We start from the raw sequence: 18,316 nt of genomic DNA, 5'->3' as shown, positions 1-18,316 counted from the left end.
GCCACCCTGGAACGGGGTACTACTACCCCTATCTTCGTGTCGCCTGAGTCACATTGGGAACAACTTCCCGTGCAGGGGCGTACATCTCAGCCACGAGGGCGGTATACATGCCTCGCCCAAGGGGGGGTAGGTTCCGCGCTCGTCGGGGAGATCCTCTGGCGGTCTGGCCCACACAGACGTCGGGTCGGGTGGCCGACACTTGCGGTGGCCGGCCAGCGGAACCGAAACAGCGTCGTCCGGCGTTACAACCGGAAGCGACAACATCGAAATGGGAGAGTGAAACCGATGGCCACCGACTACGACGCCCCGCGCCGCGACGAGGTCGACCTCGGCGAGGACAGCCTCGAAGAGCTCAAGGCCCGGCGCGTCGACTCACAGTCGGGTGCCGTGGACGTCGACGAGGCGGAGGTGGCGGAGAGCTTCGAGCTGCCCGGCGCCGACCTCGCCGACGAGGAGCTCACGGTCAAGGTGCTACCGATGCAGCAGGACGAGTTCCGCTGTGCCCGGTGTTTCCTGGTGCACCACCGCAGCCAACTGGCAGTCGAGCGCAACGGCGAGTTGATCTGCCGTGAGTGTGTCTGACCGACGGCCCGACACCACCACCACAGCGGCGGCTCCGGCATGGAGCCGCCGCTACCCGGCTCGACGAGCGGTGACGCCCGAGACCTGATTCACTCGTGGGGTGACGCGCCACGCGGTGGCCGTCAGCCGGGGGAGGACAGGCATGGGCGCGCGGCGGCGGTCGAGGCATCGGCCCGGTGCCGCGGCGCCGCGTGGCGGCACGGAGGGCAGCGGAGTGGCGGCATGAGCGAGCCGAACGCGAACGAGCCGAACGCGAGCGGGCGGGACGCGAACGAGCAGGGCACGGACGAGCTGGGCGCGACGGTGGTCGCGCTGACCGCCGACGACGTCGAGCCGGCGACGCGCCGCCAACTGCTCGGGCGTCTGGTGGGGCAGGCCCGGGCCCGGGGCATCGGTGACCTGTTCAAGCCGAAGGCGGCCGTCCGCTGGATGGTCGACACCGTCGCCGAGGTCGCCCCGCACGTACCGATCCGGGACCTGGCCACCCTGCGCCGGCACTTCCCGGGCTTGGACGACGAGCAGTTGGCCGACCGGCTGGTGCGCAACGCGTCCCGGGCGACCGCCGGGATCGGCGCGGCCGGTGGCGGCGCCTCCGCCGTGCAGTGGACGGTCACCCCGAGCCTGCTGTCCGCCCCGGTGCTGCTGGCCGCCGAGACGGTCACCGTGGTGGCGATCGAGCTGAAGCTGACCGGCGAGCTGCACGAGATCTACGGCGCGCCGCTGCCCGGCGGAGGCACCCAGCGCACGGTCGCCCTGGTGCAGGCGTGGGCAAACCGGCGCGGCGTCAACCCGATGATGCCGGGCGTGGGAGTGGGCGCCGTGCTCGGCACCGCCGCCCGCCACGAGCTGCGGGACACCCTGCTCAAGCGGTTCGGCCGCAACCTGACCACGCTGGGGCCGTTCCTGACCGGCGCGGCGGTGGCGAGCTTCCTGAACCGGCGCGCCACCCGGGCGCTGGCCGACGAGCTCCGCGCCGATCTGCGTCGGCAACGGCGGGCGTTGCCCGGCGGGCCACCCGGCCCACCGATGCCCGGTGGGCCGCCTGTGCTGCCCGCTTCCTGACCGACCTTCCGGCGGCTGAGCCCCGGGACAGCGTCGGCAACGGCCCTGAGAGCGCCGAGGAGGCCCGAGGGTGCCCGGGAAGGGGTGGGAGTCAGCGTGTCGCGTCCCGGGCGGCCAGGATCGCCTCGGCGAGCTCGACCGGGCGCCGGGAACTGACCACCCAGAACGGGGTGGGGTCGTCCGGGTCGTCGAGGACCACCTGGACCGCGCCGGATACCCACGGCCGCTGCACCACGAACGCCAGCGGGTCGGCGGCCACCCCGAGCACCTCACGCCGCCCGTCGGCGTCCAGCGCGACGGCGTCGGCGACGAAGCGCACCGGCAGCCGGGCGTCGTCGACCTGCAACTCCCCGCCGGTCACCGCGATGCGGATCCGGCCCAGCCACGCCATGGTCGCCAGCGCGAGCGGGACGAACACCGCGAACGGCAGCCAGGCGCGTACGCCGTCCGCGCCCATCCAGACCTCGACCGCGAGCAGCGCGGCGACCGCGATCCCGGCCGGCCACAACCACCAGGGCAGACGGAGCCGTTCGGCGTACGTCGGGGTGGTGCCGGTGGTGGCGGGGGACGGTGACGTGCTCACTCGTGCCAGGGTACGGCGCGCGGCGGGCCGGGTAGCGGGCAGGATGGCAGGGTCACCCCCAGCGGAACGGACGAAAGAGGTAGACCGTGACCGACCTGGTGCCCGTGCCGGTACGGCAACTCGACCCCGAGCTGCCGCTGCCGGCGTACTCGCATCCCGGTGACGCCGGTGCCGACCTGGTGGCCGCCGCCGACGTCGAGTTGCCGCCCGGCGGCCGGGCGTTGGTGCCGACCGGCGTGGCGATCGCGTTGCCCGAGGGGTACGTGGGCCTGGTCCACCCCCGATCGGGGCTCGCGGCCAGACTCGGCGTGACGGTGCTCAACGCGCCCGGTACGGTCGACGCCGGCTACCGGGGTGAGATCCTGGTCAACCTGATCAACCATGATCGGGACGCACCGGTGAAGATCTCGCGGGGCGACCGGATCGCGCAACTCGTTGTGCAGCGGGTGGCACGGGCGGCCTTCCGGCCGGTGGCCGAGCTGCCCGCGTCCGGACGCGGGACCGGCGGGCACGGCTCCACCGGCGGACACGTCGGGCTGGTGCCGCCGCCGCCCACGGACGGCGTGGACGGAAGAGATGGCACGGTGAGTGCGAACAGCGGAGGGTGGACGCAGTGATCTTCTCCCGAAAGCGGGCCGCGGGACGGCACGCCCGTGACGAGCGAGCCACGGACGCGCTCCAGACCGTCGACGACGCCGGTTCGGCGTCGGAGGCGCCGGCGCGTGGGCCGTACGACGTCTCCGAGGCGCCGGACGGGGTGCAGCGACTCGACCTGGGCAGCCTGCAGATCCCGGCGGTGCCCGAGGTGGAGGTGCGGGTGCAGGCCGACCCGCAGGGGGTGATCCAGCAGGTCGTGCTCGTGCACGGGCCGAGCGCCCTGCAACTCGGCGTCTTCGCCGCGCCGCGCTCCGAGGGCATCTGGGACGAGGTGCGGGAGGAGATCCGCAAGTCGTTGTTCAACGACGGCGCCGCCGCCCAGGAGGTCACCGGCGAGTACGGCGTCGAGCTGCACGCCCGGGTGCGTACCGACGACGGGCTGACGGACCTGCGGTTCGTCGGCGTCGACGGGCCCCGGTGGATGGTCCGGGCGGTGTACCAGGGCGCCGCGGCCACCGACCCGGCCGCCGCCGGTCCGCTGGCCGACTGCCTCGACGGACTGGTCGTCGACCGGGGACAGGAGGCCAAGCCGGTGCGGGAGCCGCTGCCGCTGCGTCTGCCCCGCGAGGCGGCCGGCCAGGTCGAGGCCGAGGCCGAGACGGCACCGGCACCCGGTACGCGCTGAACCCGGCTCCGTCGAAGACGCCGGGACGGCCCACACCGGCGTACGCTGGCGTGAGCCGTTCCGGCGCCGCCGGATCGCGGCGGGTGCCGGCGACGTCCCGGCCGGCGTGGATGGGGTGACGCGGAGGTCATGAGCACCGGCGAGGGTCGGGGTTCGCTGCGGCGCATGCTGCGACGGCTCACCGCCAGCGAGGCCGAGATCGAGGCCCAGCAGTTGCAGCGGGACAGCGCCCGGTGCGGCGGTGTCCCGGCGGCACAGTGTGCCCGGGGCCAGGTGGCCTCGGTCACCGGCCGTCTGCGTACGGTGGTCTACACGCCGCGCACCAACCAGCCGGCGCTGGAGGCCGACCTCTACGACGGCAGTGACGTCGTGACGCTGGTCTGGCTGGGGCGACGGCGCATCACCGGCATCGAACCCGGGCGACACCTGACCGCGAAGGGGCGGATCGCGGTGCGGGACGACCGTAAGGTGATCTACAACCCGTACTACGAGTTGGAGCCGTCGACGTGACTACGCGGGCGCGGCGGATGAAAGGCGGGCGATGACCACCGGACAGCACCCGGCCACCCAGCCGGAGACCGAGCCGACCGACGAGGAGCGGCTGCCGACCGTCGCCGAGCAGATGGCCGACCAGCTCGGCGGCTGGCGGGGGCTGGTGGAGTCCAGCATCCCGGTGGTGGTCTTCGTGGTGGTCAACATCCTCGGCGAGCTGCGCCCCGCGGTGATCGCGTCGGTGGGTGTGGCGGTCCTCATCGGCGTGCTGCGGCTGGCCCAGCGTCGGCCGGTGCGGCACGCGGTCAACGGGTTGTTCGGCATCGGCATCGGTGCCGCCATCGCCTGGCGGACCGGCGAGGCCCGCGACTTCTATCTGCCCGGCATCCTCTACGGCATCGGCTACGGCGTGGCGTTGCTGGTCTCGGCGGTGATCCGGCAGCCCCTGGTCGGCTGGCTCTGGTCGGTGCTGGTGGCCAAGGGCAGCTCCGAGTGGCGGAACGACCCGAAGCTGGTGCGGACCTTCACCGGCCTGACCGTGCTGTGGGGCGTGGTCTGGCTGGCCAAGGTCGGCGTGCAGGCCGGGCTCTACCTCGCGCAGCAGGACACCGCGCTGGGCGTGGCCCGGCTCGCGCTGGGCTACCCGCCGTACGTGCTGCTGTTGCTGATCACGGTCTGGACCGTCCGCCGGGTCATGCGGGAGTCCGAGCCGACACCGCTGCCGAGCTGACGGCTCAGCGCGACTCGCGGGTGCGCTCGACGCTGTCCGGGCCGAGGACCACCGCGCGTACCGCGTCCTCCATCTCGGCGGTGCACACGAAGATCAGCTCGTCGCCGGCCTCGACCGGGTCGTCGGGGGTGGGCACCAGGACCCGCTTGCCGCGCAGGATCGCCACCAGGGCGGCGTCCCGGGGCAGCGGCACCGCCCGCAGCGGCTGCCCGACGTAGGGCGCGGTCGGCGGCAGCGTGATCTCGACCAGGTTGGCCTCGCCCTGCCGGAAGGTCATCAGGCGGACCAGGTCGCCGACGGTCACCGCCTCCTCGACCAGAGCGGCCATCACGCGTGGCTTGCTGACCGCCACGTCCACGCCCCACTGCTCGGTGAAGAGCCACTCGTTCTCGGCCCGGTTGATCCGGGCGACCACCCGGGGTACCGCGAACTCGGTCTTGGCCAGCAGCGAGACCACCAGATTGGCCTTGTCGTCGCCGGTGGCGGCGACCACCACGTCGCAGCCGGCGAGGTCGGCCTGCTCCAGGCTGGTCAGCTCGCAGGCGTCGGCCAGCACCCACTGCGCGTCCGGCACCCGCTCCGGCCGTACCTTCCGCCGTTGCCGCTCGATGAGCATCACCTGATGGCCGTTCTCGATCAGCTCCTGGGCGATCGAGCGACCCACGTTGCCGGCGCCGGCGATGGCGACCCGCATGTCACTGCCCCCTTTCCGGTGCCGCCGCTGTCGCGGTGACCGTGGCCACCATGTCGTCGGTCACCAGCATGAAGACCTGGTCGCCCTCCTGCACCACGCTGGACCCGGTGGGCAGCGTGCCGATGCCGAAGCGGATCAGGTACGCCACCCGGGCCCCGGTGGCCTCCTCCAGTGCCCGGACCGGCCGACCGATCCACTCCTCGTGCACCGGCACCTCGACGATGGAGACCGTGCTGGTCGGATCGCGGAAGATCTCGACGTTGCCCTCGGGCAGCAGGTGCCGCAGCATCCGGTCGGCGGTCCAGCGGACGGTGGCCACGGTGGGGATGCCGAGGCGCTCGAAGACCTGGGCGCGGCGCTGGTCGTAGATGCGGGCCGCCACCCGGGACACGCCGAACGTCTCACGGGCCAGCCGAGCCGAGATGATGTTGGAGTTGTCGCCGCTGGAGACGGCGGCGAAGGCGTCGGCCCGCTCGATCCCGGCCTCGCGCAGCACGTCGCCGTCGAAGCCGGCCCCGGTGACCGTGATCCCGGTGAAGTCCGGCCCCAGCCGGCGGAACGCCTCGGCGTCGTGGTCGATCACCGCCACCGAGTGCCCGCGGCCTTCGAGGCTCTGCGCCAGGGTCGACCCGACCCGGCCACATCCCATGATCACGATATGCACGCTTCCTCCCACGGTGCGTACCGCCGCGCCTCGTCGCCTGTGAGCCTGTCACGTCGGCGTCGCGGACGGGGACCGACGGTACTCCGGCCTCGGGAGCGGCTGCGGGCGACCACCGCGCGTCCCGGCTGGCAGCGGTCGTACGCTTGGCGGTTGTGGCCCGATCCACCTCCCTGTTGAAGCGGCTGCTCGTCGGTCGACCGTTCCGGTCCGACCGCCTCAAGCACACCCTCCTACCGAAGCGCATCGCACTGCCCGTCTTCGCCTCGGACGCGTTGTCCAGCGTGGCGTACGCGCCGGACGAGATCCTCCTGATGCTCTCCATCGCGGGGGCCTCGGCCTTCGTGTTCTCGCCGTGGGTGGCCCTCGGCGTCGTCGTGGTGATGCTGACCGTGGTGGCCAGCTACCGGCAGAACGTGCACGCCTACCCCTCGGGCGGCGGCGACTACGAGGTGGCCACGGTCAACCTCGGCCCCCGGGCCGGGGTGGGGGTGGCCAGCGCCCTGCTGGTCGACTACGTGCTGACGGTCGCCGTGTCGGTCTCCTCCGGGGTGGCCAACCTCGGCTCGGTGATCCCCTTCGTGGCGACCCACAAGGTGCTGATCGCGGTTTGCGCGGTGGTCCTGCTCACCTCCGTCAACCTGCGCGGGCTCAAGGAGGCGGGCAGCGCGTTCGCCATCCCCACCTACGGCTTCATGATCGTCATCATCGGCATGATCCTCACCGGGCTGGTCCGGATCGTGGTGCTCGGCGAGGACCTGCGCGCACCCAGCGCCGACCTGGTGATCGCCGCCGAGTGGCACGACACCACCGGCTGGGCGATGGCGTTCCTGCTGCTGCGCAGCTTCTCCTCCGGGTGCGCCGCGCTCACCGGCGTGGAGGCGATCTCCAACGGGGTGCCGGCGTTCAAGTCGCCCAAGAGCCGCAACGCCGCCACCACGCTGCTGATGCTCGGCCTGGTCGCGGTGACCATGCTGGTCGGCATCGTCTGGCTGGCCCGGCTCACCGGGTTGCAGTTCGTCGAGGACCCGGGCCACCAGATCGTCGCGGGCCCGGACGGGTACGTACAGAAGACCGTCACCGCTCAGCTCGCCGAGACCATCTTCGGATCCGGCTCGATCCTGGGGTTCCTGGTGGTCGGGGTGACCGCCACGATCCTCTTCGTGGCCGCGAACACCGCCTTCACCGGCTTCCCGGTGCTCGGCTCGATCCTGGCCCAGGACCGCTACCTGCCCCGGCAACTGCACACCCGGGGCGACCGGCTGGCCTTCTCCAACGGCATCCTGTTCCTGGCCGCCTTCGCGATCGTGCTGATCATCGGCTTCCAGGCCGAGGTGACCAAGCTCATCCAGCTCTACATCGTCGGGGTCTTCGTCTCGTTCACGCTCTCCCAGGCCGGCATGATCCGGCACTGGAACCGGCTGCTGCGCACCGAACGCGATCCCCGGGTGCGAGCCCGGATGGTCCGTTCCCGGGCGATCAACACGTTCGGCATGGCGATGACCGGAACGGTGCTGGTCATCGTGCTGATCACCAAGTTCCTGCTGGGCGCCTGGATCGCGATCGTCGCGATGGGCGTGATCTATCTGCTGATGCTGGCCGTCCGTCGGCACTACGACCGGGTCGCGGTGGAACTGACCCCGGACGACGGTCGCCCGGTACTGCCCGCCCGCAACCACGCGATCGTGCTGGTCAGCAAGCTGCACCAGCCGACCCTGCGGGCGGTCGCGTACGCGCAGGCCACCCGGCCGGACACGCTGACCGCGTTGACCGTCAACGTGGACGACACCGACACCCGGCAGTTGCAGGCGGACTGGGAGCGGCGGGAGATGCCGATCACGCTGACCGTGATCGACTCGCCGTACCGGGAGATCACCCGCCCGATCCTGAACTATGTGGCGGGGGTCCGTCGGGAGTCGCCGCGCGACGTGGTCACCGTCTTCATCCCCGAGTACGTCGTCGGCCGCTGGTGGGAGAACCTGTTGCACAACCAGAGCGCGCTGCGGCTCAAGGGCCGCCTGCTCTTCGAACCGGGAGTGATGGTGACCAGTGTGCCGTGGCAACTCGCCTCGACCGCCGGCAAGGACCTGGACCGGATGGACGCCACGCTGAGCCGGGGACCGGCGAGGGGGCCCCGGGTGACGCCGCGCAGCACGCTGCCGCCCGGCGCCCCGCCGGCCGGCTCGGTGGCGTCCCGCGACGGCGAGACGCCGGGCGGTGAGCCGCGATGAGCGGGACGACGTCGCGGACCCCCGCCGAGCGTCGGGCCGACACCGCTGCCGGGCCGACCGCGGGCGGGCTGGAGGAGGCCCAGCGGGTCGAGTTGACCGTGGCGGCGGTCGCTCCCGGCGGCCACTGCGTGGCCCGGGTCGACGGGCAGGTGGTCTTCGTCCGGCACGCGTTGCCCGGCGAACGGGTGGTGGCCGAGGTGACCGAGGTGCACCGGGGATTCGTCCGGGCCGACGCGGTGACCGTGCTGGAGGCCGCCGCGCAGCGGGTCACCCCGCCCTGCCCGTACGCCCGGCCGGGCCGGTGCGGCGGGTGCGACCTGCAACACGTCGCCCCGCAGGCCCAACTCGACTGGAAGACCACGGTCGTCCGCGAGCAACTCGTCCGGATCGGCGGGCTCGACGAGGCAGCCTGCGACGCGCTGGGCGTCCGCGTCGAGGCGCTGCCCGGCGGGCCGCTGGGCTGGCGCTCCCGGGTCCGCTACGCGGTCGACGCGGCGGGCCGGGCCGGGCTGCTCAAACACCGCTCGCACGAGGTGGTGCCGATCGACCGCTGCCTGATCGCCCACCCGGCTGTGCAGGACCTGCCGGTGCTCACCTCCACCGGCACCCGGTGGCCGGACGACGAGGCGGTGGAGACGGTCGCCTCGACCGGCGGGGACGTGACGGTGACCGCCGTCGCGGCCGGGCGTACCCGGATCGTCAGCGGCCCGGAGCGGGTGCGCGAGCGGGCCGCGGGCCGGGAGTGGGTGCTGCCCGCCTCGTCCTTCTGGCAGGTGCACCCGGCGGCGGCGGACACGCTCGTCGACGCGGTGGTGGCACTGACCGACCCGCAGCCGGGCGAGATCGCCTGGGACCTCTACGGCGGGGCCGGACTCTTCGCCGCCGCACTGGCCGAGCGGGTCGGCGGGTCCGGCCGGGTCACCCTGGTCGAGTCGGCCGGCGACGGCGTCGCGGCGGCCCGGGAGAACCTGCGCGACCTGCCCCGGGTGGAGGTGGTGGCGGCCCGGGTGGAGACCGCGCTGGCCCGCCGCCGGATCACCGGACCGGTCGACGTGGTGGTGCTCGATCCGCCCCGGTCGGGCGCCGGTGCCCGGGTGGTGCGCGACGTGGTCGCCGCCGGGCCGCGGGCCGTCGCCTACGTGGCCTGTGACCCGGCCGCGTTCGCCCGTGACCTGCGGGCCTTCACCGGGGCGGGCTGGCGGTTGGCGGAGCTGCGCGGATTCGACCTCTTTCCCATGACCCAGCACGTGGAGCTGGTGGGACTGCTGGTGCCCGGCCCGGCCGCCGACTGACCGTCCGGCCGCCTAGCCTGGGCCGATGAAGATCGTCGGGCTGATGTCGGGGACCTCCTACGACGGGGTGGACGTGGCGGTGGCCGAGTTCACCGCCGAGGGCGACACGCTGTGGCTGCGGCCACTCGGACACCGGAGCCTGCCCTACGACGACGAGCTGCGCGCCGCGATCGGCGCGGTGCTGCCGCCGAGCACGACCACGATCGAGGACGTGTGTCGGCTGGACAACCGGTTGGGCGAGGTGTTCGCCGAGGCGGCGGCCGTCGGCCTGGACCTGGCCGGCGGCGGTGTCGACGTGGTGGTGTCGCCGGGGCAGACGGTCTTCCACTGGGTCGAGGGCGGCCGGGCCCGGGGGACCCTGCAACTGGGCGCGGTGGCCCGGGTGGCCGCCCGGGTCGGCGTACCGGTCCTCGCCGACCTGCGCTCGGCGGACGTCGCCGCCGGTGGGCAGGGCGCGCCGCTGGTGCCGGCCTTCGACGCCCTGCTGCTGGCCGGCACCGGTCCGGCGCCCCGGGCGGCACTGAACCTGGGCGGCATCGCGAACCTCACCGTGGTCTCGGCCGCATCGCCGGTGCTCGGGTACGACGTGGGACCGGCCAACGCCCTGCTCGACGCCGCCGCCGAGCGGCTGCTGGGGGAGCCCTGCGACCGGGACGGTGCCCGGGCGGCGGCCGGACGGGTGCACGCCGGGCTGCTCACCGAGCTGCTGGCCGAGCCGTACTACGCCGCCCCGGCACCCAAGTCGACCGGCCGGGAGCTGTTCCACGCCGGGTACCTCGACCGGCGGCTGGCCGCCCTGGACGGGCCGGTGGCCGTCGACGACGTGTTCGCCACGTTGACCGAGCTGACCGCCCGGACCGTGACGGACGCCTGCGACCGGCACCGGGTGGTGGAGGTGGTCGCCGCCGGTGGCGGGGTCCGCAACCGGACGCTGTGGCGTCGGCTCGGCGAGCTCGGCGCCGGGCGGCGGCTGCGTACCACCGACGAGCTGGGCGTCCCGGCGCAGGCCAAGGAGGCGTACGCGTTCGCGCTGCTGGGCTGGCTGTCCTGGCACGGGCTGCCGGGCGCACTGCCCTCGGTGACCGGTGCGGACCGGGCGACCGTGCTCGGCTCCTGGACACCCGCCGGTCCGTCGGCCCGGTCCACCGCCTCCGCCGGGGTGGTGCCGCCACGCCGCCTACGGGTGCGGGCCTGACCTGGCGGTCAGGGAACGGGCGCGGTGACCCGGGCTGCGAGGTGTGCGGAGGCCGATAGACTCTGCGGTCATGAGTGTTGAAGAGGACACGGCCAACCAGGGCCGGCTGCTGGCCACGGTGCACGGTCCCCAGGACGTCAAGCGGATGTCCGCCAGCGAACTGGACATTCTCAGCGCCGAAATCCGTGACTTCCTGGTCGCCAAGGTGTCCCGCACCGGGGGTCACATCGGCCCCAACCTGGGCGTGGTCGAGCTCACCCTCGCCATGCACCGGGTCTTCGACTCTCCCCGGGACCGGCTGCTGTTCGACACCGGTCACCAGGCGTACGTTCACAAGATCGTCACCGGCCGCCAGGAGGGCTTCGACCAGCTTCGTCAGCGCGGCGGGCTCTCCGGTTACCCGAGCCGGGCCGAGAGCGACCACGACATCATCGAGAACTCGCACGCCTCCACCGCCCTGTCGTACGCCGACGGGCTGGCCAAGGCGTACGCCCTGCGGGGCGAGGCGCGCAGCGTGGTCGCCGTGGTCGGCGACGGGGCGCTGACCGGCGGCATGTGCTGGGAGGCGCTGAACAACATCGCCGCCGCCGGCAACCCGCTGGTGATCGTGGTCAACGACAACGGGCGCTCGTACGCGCCGACCATCGGCGGCCTCGCCGACCACCTCTCGACGCTGCGGCTGAACCCGGGCTACGAGAAGGTCCTCGACACGGTCAAGGACGCCCTCGGCTCGACGCCGCTGGTCGGCAAGCCGATGTACGAGGTGCTGCACGCGGTCAAGAAGGGCATCAAGGACGCCGTCGCGCCGCAGGCGATGTTCGAGGACCTCGGCATCAAGTACGTCGGCCCGGTCGACGGGCACGACGTGGCCGCCGTCGAGACCGCGCTGCGCGCCGCGAAGAACTTCGGCGGCCCGGTGATCGTGCACGCGGTCACCCGCAAGGGCTACGGCTACCGCCCCGCCGAGGAGGACGAGGCGGACTGCCTGCACGGTCCGGGTGGCGCGTTCGACGTGGAGACCGGCCAACTGGTCGCCGCACCGTCGGTGAAGTGGACCCACGTCTTCGCTGACGAGCTGGTCGCGATCGCCGACGAGCGGCCCGACGTGGTGGGCATCACCGCCGCGATGGCCGAGCCGACCGGCATCGCGAAGCTGGCCCGCAAGTACCCCGAGCGCACCTACGACGTGGGCATCGCCGAGCAGCACGCGGTCACCTCGGCGGCCGGCCTGGCGCTCGGCGGGCTGCACCCGGTGGTGGGGGTCTACGCGACCTTCCTCAACCGGGCCTTCGACCAGGTCCTGCTGGACGTGGCGATGCACAAGCTGCCGGTCACCTTCGTGCTGGACCGGGCCGGCATCACCGGCCCGGACGGGCCGAGCCACTACGGCATCTGGGACATGTCGGTCTTCGGGGTGGTGCCGGGCCTGCGCATGGCGGCTCCCCGGGACGCCGCCACGCTGCGCGAGGAGCTGCGCGAGGCGGTCGCCGTCGACGACGGACCGACCGTGCTGCGCTACCCGACCGGTGCCGTCGCCGCCGACCTGCCCGCGCTGCGCCGGATCGGCACGGTCGACGTGCTGGCCGAGTCGGCGCGTACCGACGTGCTGCTCGTCGCGGTGGGTGCCTTCGGTCAGCTCGGCATGGAGGTAGCCGCCCGGGTCGCCGAGCAGGGCTACGGGGTGACCGTGGTGGACCCGCGCTGGGTGCGCCCGGTCCCGGCCGAGTTGGTCGAGCTGGCCGCCGGGCACCGCCTGGTGGTCACCGTCGAGGACGGCGTCCGGCTGGGCGGCGTCGGGGACGCGCTCGCCCAGGCCATGCGGGACGCGGGCGTCCAGGTGCCGCTGCGTGACCTGGGCGTACCGGCCGACTGGCACCCGCACGGCTCCCGCGCGCAGATCCTGGCCGACCTCGGCCTGACCGCGCAGGACGTGGCGCGCGACGTCACCGGCTGGATCTCCCGCCTGGAGACCACCCCGGTCGACCCGGCCCGGCTGACGCCCGAGAACACCCCCACCCCGTCCGCCAACTGACACCCCGGGGCGCCTCGCGCTCCCGTCGTGGACTCTCCACCCGCACGCCGCCGTCGTCGGCGTGCGGGTGCCTCGCCCCGTCGATCAGGCAGTCGTGGTCGAAGCTCCCTCGATCATGGAGTCATGGTCGGCTTCGGTGCCGATCATGGAGTTCGGGCTGAGCTTTTGGCGTGTTGCGCCCCTTTTGTCAGGGCCACAACTCCATGATCGCGGGCCTGTCCCGCCCGGTGGCCCTGACGGGGGTGCGCGGTGTGAGGGGTGCGAGGGCCTGTGGGGGTCAGCGGCGGTGACCGGCGGAGCGGTAGTGCGTCTTGTCGTCGGCCGCGAGGCTGAAGGTCTCGCTGCGCTCCGGAAGCGGCGCCACCACCAGGCCGGGACGATCGAGCAGGCGGGTCGTGTCCGGCGGCACCGACAGTGTGGTGTCCTTGGTGGCACGCCAGCTCAGCACGACCAGCGGCTGACCGGGCACCGGCAGTTCGTAGACCTGCAACGGGGTGGTCCGGTCGGCGGGGGAGAGCACCGTCGGGCCGCCGTCCGCCGGCCGGTAGACCAACGCGGTCATCGTGCCGTCGGCGGTCTCCCAACTGAGCTGCTCCAGCTCCGCCGGTTCACCGCCGTTGAGTGCCAACTCGCCGAGGGTCCGCACGGCGACCTTCGACTTCGGCCAGGACGCCGGCACCGAATCCGGGGTGTCCCGGTCGCCGACCCGTCGGGTGACGCTACCGAACGGACCGTCCTCGCCGGCCAGCGCGCAGGTGTCCAGGTCGGCCAGGGCCCGTCGGCCCGAGCCGCTGTCGTCACGCACCAGCGGGTAGCGCGGGTTCGCGGTGCCGGTGCCGAGATCCAGCAGCCGGTCGGCGGCGCGTCCCCGGGGCAGCGACTCGGTCGAGCGCAACGTGGCGGTCACCGGCACCGCCTCGCACTGCGGGACCTCCACCGGGTCGGTCAGGCCGTCGGTCGCCGGTACGGGCCGGCCGTTCGGGCCGACCAGCCGCCGGACCCGCTCCGAGGTGAGGTAGCGCCGCCCGTCGGCGGTCTGTACCGGCAGCACGTCGGAGTAGACGAGATAGCCCGGGTCGGTGTACTCGGTGGCCTGACTGACCTCGTACCCGCCGTCGCCGCCGCTGAGCTGGAGCAGCCAGGACGCGGCCTGGCCGGGCACCGACGCGGCCACCAGGGCCAGCGGTGCGCCGTCGACCTCGCCGGAGAAGAGGATGCCGGAGGAGGGCACGTGCACCCGGTCGTCGATCGGTGAACGCCACTCACGGACCGCCTCGGTCACCGCGGCGGTGGTCGCCGCGTCCTCGGCCAGCGAGCCGCGAGGCGGCCACACGGTCAACGACCCGTCCATGCTGTCGTAGCCGACCCGGAGGTCCTGCGGCCGACGCTCGGCGACCGGGCCGCAGGCGGTGAGGGCGACCAACAGACTGGACAGGCCGGTGGCGGTCAATCCGCGCCAGCGGGCTGGAGCCACCTGTCACGCCCCCGATCACATCGGCCGTCGTTCGGAGGGCAATAGTACGAGACGCCCGGCCGTCGGCTCGCGCCGCCTCACGCTGCGTCGCCCGGGCGGTACACCGGCCACAGGGGACGCCGCGTCGACTTGGGAGCTATCTCCCCACTCGGGTAGACTCCGCCGACTGTGACGCCTGCTGAGACCCGCGCCGCATCGCCGCCGAAATCCGACGTCGTCGCAGGCTCGCCGTCCGAACCCGTCACGCTGGGTGAGGGTACGCGCGACCCCGCGCCGACCATCGACACCACGGCCGACTCCGGCACCACCACCAGCGACGCCCCGGCCCGGTCCGGGACCGCGTCGGCCGTCGACGCCCCGGCCGACTCCGGGGCCACGCCGACGCCCGGCGCGCCGACCGGGGACGAGGACCCGCCGACGGGTGATGCGGCGTCCGGTTCGGCGCCGTCGCGGTGGCGGCGGTTCCGGTGGACCCGCCGTCGGCAGGACCTGGCCGTCTTCGGCGGCTTCCTGCTCACCGCCATCTGGGTGACCAGCCAGATCTGGATGGACCCGGCCGGTCGGGTGGCCTCGCTCTACAGCAGCGACCCGGCACAGGTGCAGTTCTTCCTCGCCCACTCGGTCCGGGTGGTGCTGCACGGCGAGTTCCCGTTCTTCACCGAGCAGTTCAACTACCCCGACGGTGTCAACCTGATGGCCAACACGGCCATCCTGGCGCTGGGTATCCCGATGGTGCCGGTGACCCTGCTGTTCGGGCCCGCCGTCACGTTCGTGGTGCTGGTCACGCTCGCCCTCGCCGGCACCGCCTCGGCCTGGTACCACGTGCTGTCCCGGCACGTGGTCAGCTACCCGCTGGCCGCGATCGTCGGCGGCTGGCTCTGCGGGTTCTCCCCGGCGATGCTGTCGCACGCCAGTTGGCATCCGAACATCATCAGCCAGTTCCTGCTGCCGTTCATCGTGTGGCGGGTCATGGTCATCACCCGCTCCACCCGCCCGTACCGGGACGGTGCGCTGCTGGCCCTGCTGGTCACCGTGCAGGCGTTCATCAACGAGGAGATCCTGCTCTTCACCGCGATGGGCTGCGGCATCTTCCTGATCGCGATGGTCGTCCAGCGTCCCGGACTCTGGTCGGCGGCCTGGCGCCCGCTGGGCAAGGCGGTGGCCACCTGCACGGTGATCGCCGGTGCGCTGCTGGCGTACCCGCTCTACATCCAGTTCGCCGGGCCGATGGCGTACCACGGGCTCAGCGACGCGGTCCGTGACTACGGCAACGACATCGCGGCGTACTTCGCCCCGGGCTCGCCGACCATCGGCGGCAACCAACGGGCCAACGTGAACCTCGCCCCGAACTACTCGGAGGAGAACGCCTTCTTCGGGTGGAGCCTGGCCCTGATCGCGGTCGGCATCGTGCTCTGGCTGCGGCGGGAACTGCTGGTCCGGGCGCTGGCGGCGACCGCCGGGTTCTATGTGATCCTCTCCCTCGGTGAGCGCATCACCTGGTGGGACCGGGAGCTGATCGTCGGCCCGTGGGAGTGGCTGGTCCGGCTGCCGCTGCTCGACGCGGTGGTGCCGACCCGGTTCGGCATGATCGTCAGCGTGGTGGTGGCGATCCTGCTGGCGCTGGCCATCGAGCGCAGCCGCACGTTGGACCTGGACCGGCGGGTGGTGCGGACGCTGACCGTGGCCGGTCTGGTGCTCGCGCTCCTGCCGATCGCACCGATGCCGCTGCCGATGACCTCCCGACCGCCGGTGCCCGACTTCATCACCTCGGACCGCTGGCGCGCCTACGTCGGGCCGGACCAGACGCTGGTGCCGATCCCGGTGCCGAGCATGGGCAACACCCACGGGATGCGCTGGGCCGCCTCCACCAACCTCGACTTCAAGATGCCCGGCGGCTACTTCCTGGCCCCGCGCAACGCCACCACCGGTGACCCGGGCCGCTTCAACGGGCGGCCCAGCGGCGTCGGGAAGCTGCTGGAGGAGGTCGCCACGACCGGCCGTACGCCGGAACTGGACGACCGTCAGCGGCGTCGCTCGCTGGACGAGCTGCGGCACTGGAAGGCGGCCGTGCTGGTGCTGCCGCTGCGCCAGCCGCACTCGGAGCCGCTGCGGCAGACCGTCGAGCAGTTGGTCGGCCCGGCCCGGCAGGAGCTGGACGTCTGGGTGTGGGACGTACGGCCGTTGACCGCTCCGACGGGCTGATGGCCGTCGGCACGGCCGACCGTACCGCCGAGGTGGCGTCGCGCCGTCGCCGGTGGTCGCCCGCGCGTGCCCCGGACGTGGCGGTGCCGGTCGGCTACGTCGCGCTGGCGGCGTGGTTGACCCACCGCCAGTGGGGTCGCCCGGACCGGCTGTTCCACCAGGCCGGTGACCAGATCCTCTTCGAGTGGATGCTGGCCCGCGCGGCCCGTGCCGTGGCCGGGTGGGAGAACCCGCTGTGGAGCGACGCGTTGAACGCGCCCGGCGGCGTGAACCTGATGGCGAACACCTCGGTGCTCGGCCTCGGTGTCCCACTGGCCCCGGTCACGCTGCTGTTCGGGTCGCAGGCCGCCTTCGGTGTCGCGGTGGTGCTCTGCCTCGCCGGCACCGCCACCGCCTGGTACGTGCTGCTGCGCCGCCGTCTGGTCGACACCTGGCCGGCCGCCGCCGTCGGTGGCCTGGTCTGCGGCTTCGCGCCCGGCATGGTGGCCCAGGCCGGTACGCACCTGCACATGGCCGCCCAGTTCCTGGTGCCGCTGATCCTGGCGCTGGTGTTCCGACCCGAGCCGGACGGCCGGGTGTGGCGGCACGGTGTGCTGCTCGGGCTGGTCGTGACGTACCAGGTCTTCCTCGGCGAGGAGGTGCTGCTGTTCGTGGCGCTGGCCTGCGGCGTGTTCGTCGGCGCGTACGCGATCGCCGACCCGTCGGCGGCCCGTCGGCTGGCCCCGTCGACGGCCGGTCGGATCGGGGTCGGCGCGCTGGTGGCCGGGGCGCTGCTGGCGTACCCGCTGTGGTTCCAGTTCTTCGGTCCGGGCCACTACCGGGGGATGCCGTTCCACGCGTACAGCTACCAGTTGGACGCGGCGTCGTTCACCGGCCTCGCCCGACAGACGCTGTTCGGCGAGGACCGCCCGCCCGGCCTGCTGGCGCCCAACCCGACCGAGGAGAACTCGTTCTTCGGCGTCGGGCTGCTGGTGCTGGCCGTGGTGGTCACGGTCTGGCTCCGGCGTCGCCCGCTGGTCCGTGCGCTGGCCGCCTGCGGCCTGGTGTTCGCCCTGCTCTCCCTCGGTGCCCGGGTACGCCTCGACGGACGGGCCACCGACCTGCCCGGGCCGTACCGGCTGGTCGCCGAGCTGCCGCTGCTCGACCACGTGGTGCCGGCCCGGTTCGCGCTGGTCTGCACCCCGGTGCTCGGTGTCCTGGTCGCGCTCGCGATGGACCGCTGGGCTCAGCGGGCGGCCGTCGACATCGCGCCCGCCCGGGACCGGTGGCACGGACCGGTCCGCCTGGTCGGAGCCGCCGCGCTGGCCGTCGCCCTGCTGCCGCTGGTGCCGACCCCGATCCGGACCGTGTCGAGTCGGCCGGTGCCGGCGTTCGTGGCCGACGGCACCTGGCGGGCGTACGTGCCGGCGGGCCGCACGCTGGTCCCGGTGCCGCCGGTGACCAACGCCGGCCGCAGCCCGGGCATGCTCTGGTCGGCCCGGACCGGGCTGGCCTTCACCGCTCCGGGTGGCTTCTTCATCGGCCCGCACGCCCCGGACGACCCGACGGCCCGGTGGGGTGCCCCGGACCGGCCCACCTCGGCGCTGTTGCGGCGGGTGGCGGACACCGGCGTGGTGCCGCCGATCACCGAGGCGGAACGCCGGCAGGCGGTGGCGGACCTGCGGCACTGGCGGGCGGCCGTGGTCGTGCAGGGCGGGCTGCACCACGGCGACCCGGTCCGGCACACCGTGGAGGCGCTGCTCGGCCCGCCGAGGGAGATCGGCGGCGCGCTGGTCTGGGACGTCCGTCCACTTGTCGGTTGAGT

The 18,316-nt window shown here is 73.2% G+C and carries 16 protein-coding genes; 12 read left to right on the top strand and 4 right to left on the bottom strand.

Annotated features, from left to right (window positions below; all coding sequences use genetic code 11):
- Nucleotides 1–285 precede the first annotated feature (285 nt).
- Nucleotides 286–582, top strand: a complete 297-nt coding sequence (locus ACIBMZ_RS06615) for a DUF4193 domain-containing protein (RefSeq protein ID WP_007075406.1) — start codon at nt 286–288, stop codon at nt 580–582.
- 222 nt (nt 583–804) lie between these two features.
- On the top strand, nt 805–1,644 hold the full coding sequence (locus ACIBMZ_RS06610) for a hypothetical protein (protein ID WP_396691581.1): 840 nt from the start codon (nt 805–807) through the stop codon (nt 1,642–1,644).
- Nucleotides 1,645–1,735: 91 nt separating this feature from the next.
- Here the strand turns inward: ACIBMZ_RS06610 and ACIBMZ_RS06605 are convergent, their stop codons facing one another.
- Nucleotides 1,736–2,236 carry a DUF3093 domain-containing protein gene (locus ACIBMZ_RS06605; protein ID WP_396691890.1) on the bottom strand — a complete coding sequence of 167 codons (501 nt, stop codon included), beginning with the start codon at nt 2,234–2,236 and terminating at the stop codon, nt 1,736–1,738.
- Between the two features lie 77 nt (nt 2,237–2,313).
- Here ACIBMZ_RS06605 and dut point away from each other — a divergent pair, with 77 nt between their 5' ends.
- The 4 genes from dut to ACIBMZ_RS06585 all read left to right on the top strand — a co-directional run bounded on the left by dut (nt 2,314) and on the right by ACIBMZ_RS06585 (nt 4,731).
- Nucleotides 2,314–2,844, top strand: a complete 531-nt coding sequence (gene dut, locus ACIBMZ_RS06600; RefSeq protein WP_396691580.1) for a dUTP diphosphatase — start codon at nt 2,314–2,316, stop codon at nt 2,842–2,844.
- Complete coding sequence (locus ACIBMZ_RS06595) at nt 2,841–3,509, top strand: DUF3710 domain-containing protein (protein WP_396691579.1); 669 nt, start codon at nt 2,841–2,843, stop codon at nt 3,507–3,509. The genes dut and ACIBMZ_RS06595 overlap by 4 nt, the downstream gene beginning before the upstream one ends.
- 129 nt (nt 3,510–3,638) lie before the next feature.
- On the top strand, nt 3,639–4,019 hold the full coding sequence (locus ACIBMZ_RS06590; RefSeq protein ID WP_396691578.1) for an OB-fold nucleic acid binding domain-containing protein: 381 nt from the start codon (nt 3,639–3,641) through the stop codon (nt 4,017–4,019).
- Nucleotides 4,020–4,050: 31 nt separating this feature from the next.
- The gene (locus ACIBMZ_RS06585) at nt 4,051–4,731 is read left to right on the top strand and encodes a DUF3159 domain-containing protein (protein WP_396691577.1); all 681 of its coding nucleotides are present in this window, start codon (nt 4,051–4,053) and stop codon (nt 4,729–4,731) included.
- Nucleotides 4,732–4,735: 4 nt separating this feature from the next.
- Here the strand turns inward: ACIBMZ_RS06585 and ACIBMZ_RS06580 are convergent, their stop codons facing one another.
- Nucleotides 4,736–5,425, bottom strand: coding sequence for a potassium channel family protein (locus ACIBMZ_RS06580; RefSeq protein WP_396691576.1), 690 nt, complete (start codon nt 5,423–5,425; stop codon nt 4,736–4,738).
- 1 nt (nt 5,426) lies between these two features.
- Nucleotides 5,427–6,089: a potassium channel family protein gene (locus tag ACIBMZ_RS06575; RefSeq protein WP_396691574.1), complete on the bottom strand. Its 663-nt coding sequence runs from the start codon at nt 6,087–6,089 to the stop codon at nt 5,427–5,429.
- A gap of 152 nt (nt 6,090–6,241) precedes the next feature.
- Here ACIBMZ_RS06575 and ACIBMZ_RS06570 point away from each other — a divergent pair, with 152 nt between their 5' ends.
- From ACIBMZ_RS06570 to dxs, 4 genes are all read left to right on the top strand, one after another.
- Nucleotides 6,242–8,317 (top strand): APC family permease, encoded by a 2,076-nt coding sequence (locus ACIBMZ_RS06570; RefSeq protein WP_396691573.1) that lies wholly within the window; start codon nt 6,242–6,244, stop codon nt 8,315–8,317.
- A complete protein-coding gene (locus ACIBMZ_RS06565; protein ID WP_396691572.1) occupies nt 8,314–9,609 on the top strand; it encodes a class I SAM-dependent RNA methyltransferase in 1,296 nt (431 codons plus the stop codon). Before ACIBMZ_RS06570 ends, ACIBMZ_RS06565 begins: the two co-directional genes overlap by 4 nt.
- A 25-nt stretch (nt 9,610–9,634) precedes the next feature.
- A complete protein-coding gene (locus ACIBMZ_RS06560; RefSeq protein WP_396691571.1) occupies nt 9,635–10,804 on the top strand; it encodes an anhydro-N-acetylmuramic acid kinase in 1,170 nt (389 codons plus the stop codon).
- Nucleotides 10,805–10,874: 70 nt separating this feature from the next.
- Complete coding sequence (dxs, locus tag ACIBMZ_RS06555) at nt 10,875–12,836, top strand: 1-deoxy-D-xylulose-5-phosphate synthase (protein WP_396691570.1); 1,962 nt, start codon at nt 10,875–10,877, stop codon at nt 12,834–12,836.
- A 277-nt stretch (nt 12,837–13,113) separates the two neighbouring features.
- Here the strand turns inward: dxs and ACIBMZ_RS06550 are convergent, their stop codons facing one another.
- The gene (locus ACIBMZ_RS06550; RefSeq protein ID WP_396691569.1) at nt 13,114–14,310 is read right to left on the bottom strand and encodes a hypothetical protein; all 1,197 of its coding nucleotides are present in this window, start codon (nt 14,308–14,310) and stop codon (nt 13,114–13,116) included.
- A 279-nt stretch (nt 14,311–14,589) separates the two neighbouring features.
- On the opposite strand from ACIBMZ_RS06550, the gene ACIBMZ_RS06545 reads away from it, so the two are divergent.
- Both ACIBMZ_RS06545 and ACIBMZ_RS06540 read left to right on the top strand, forming a co-directional pair.
- Complete coding sequence (locus ACIBMZ_RS06545) at nt 14,590–16,512, top strand: hypothetical protein (protein ID WP_396691889.1); 1,923 nt, start codon at nt 14,590–14,592, stop codon at nt 16,510–16,512.
- Nucleotides 16,512–18,314 (top strand): hypothetical protein, encoded by a 1,803-nt coding sequence (locus ACIBMZ_RS06540; protein WP_396691568.1) that lies wholly within the window; start codon nt 16,512–16,514, stop codon nt 18,312–18,314. The genes ACIBMZ_RS06545 and ACIBMZ_RS06540 overlap by 1 nt, the downstream gene beginning before the upstream one ends.
- Nucleotides 18,315–18,316 lie beyond the last annotated feature (2 nt).

Source organism: Micromonospora sp. NPDC049900, assembly GCF_044461025.1.
GTDB lineage: Bacteria > Actinomycetota > Actinomycetes > Mycobacteriales > Micromonosporaceae > Micromonospora.
This window is presented reverse-complemented; position numbering and strand designations above follow the sequence as displayed.

What these genes read in the sequence shown, in the direction of transcription:
- dxs (WP_396691570.1), top strand. Translation starts at nt 10,875, where the DNA reads ATGAGTGTTGAAGAGGACACGGCCAACCAGGGCCGGCTGCTGGCCACG.
- ACIBMZ_RS06615 (WP_007075406.1), top strand. Translation starts at nt 286, where the DNA reads ATGGCCACCGACTACGACGCCCCGCGCCGCGACGAGGTCGACCTCGGC.
- ACIBMZ_RS06580 (WP_396691576.1), bottom strand. Translation starts at nt 5,425, where the DNA reads ATGCGGGTCGCCATCGCCGGCGCCGGCAACGTGGGTCGCTCGATCGCC.
- ACIBMZ_RS06540 (WP_396691568.1), top strand. Translation starts at nt 16,512, where the DNA reads ATGGCCGTCGGCACGGCCGACCGTACCGCCGAGGTGGCGTCGCGCCGT.
- ACIBMZ_RS06585 (WP_396691577.1), top strand. Translation starts at nt 4,051, where the DNA reads ATGACCACCGGACAGCACCCGGCCACCCAGCCGGAGACCGAGCCGACC.
- ACIBMZ_RS06610 (WP_396691581.1), top strand. Translation starts at nt 805, where the DNA reads ATGAGCGAGCCGAACGCGAACGAGCCGAACGCGAGCGGGCGGGACGCG.
- ACIBMZ_RS06590 (WP_396691578.1), top strand. Translation starts at nt 3,639, where the DNA reads ATGAGCACCGGCGAGGGTCGGGGTTCGCTGCGGCGCATGCTGCGACGG.
- ACIBMZ_RS06560 (WP_396691571.1), top strand. Translation starts at nt 9,635, where the DNA reads ATGAAGATCGTCGGGCTGATGTCGGGGACCTCCTACGACGGGGTGGAC.
- ACIBMZ_RS06565 (WP_396691572.1), top strand. Translation starts at nt 8,314, where the DNA reads ATGAGCGGGACGACGTCGCGGACCCCCGCCGAGCGTCGGGCCGACACC.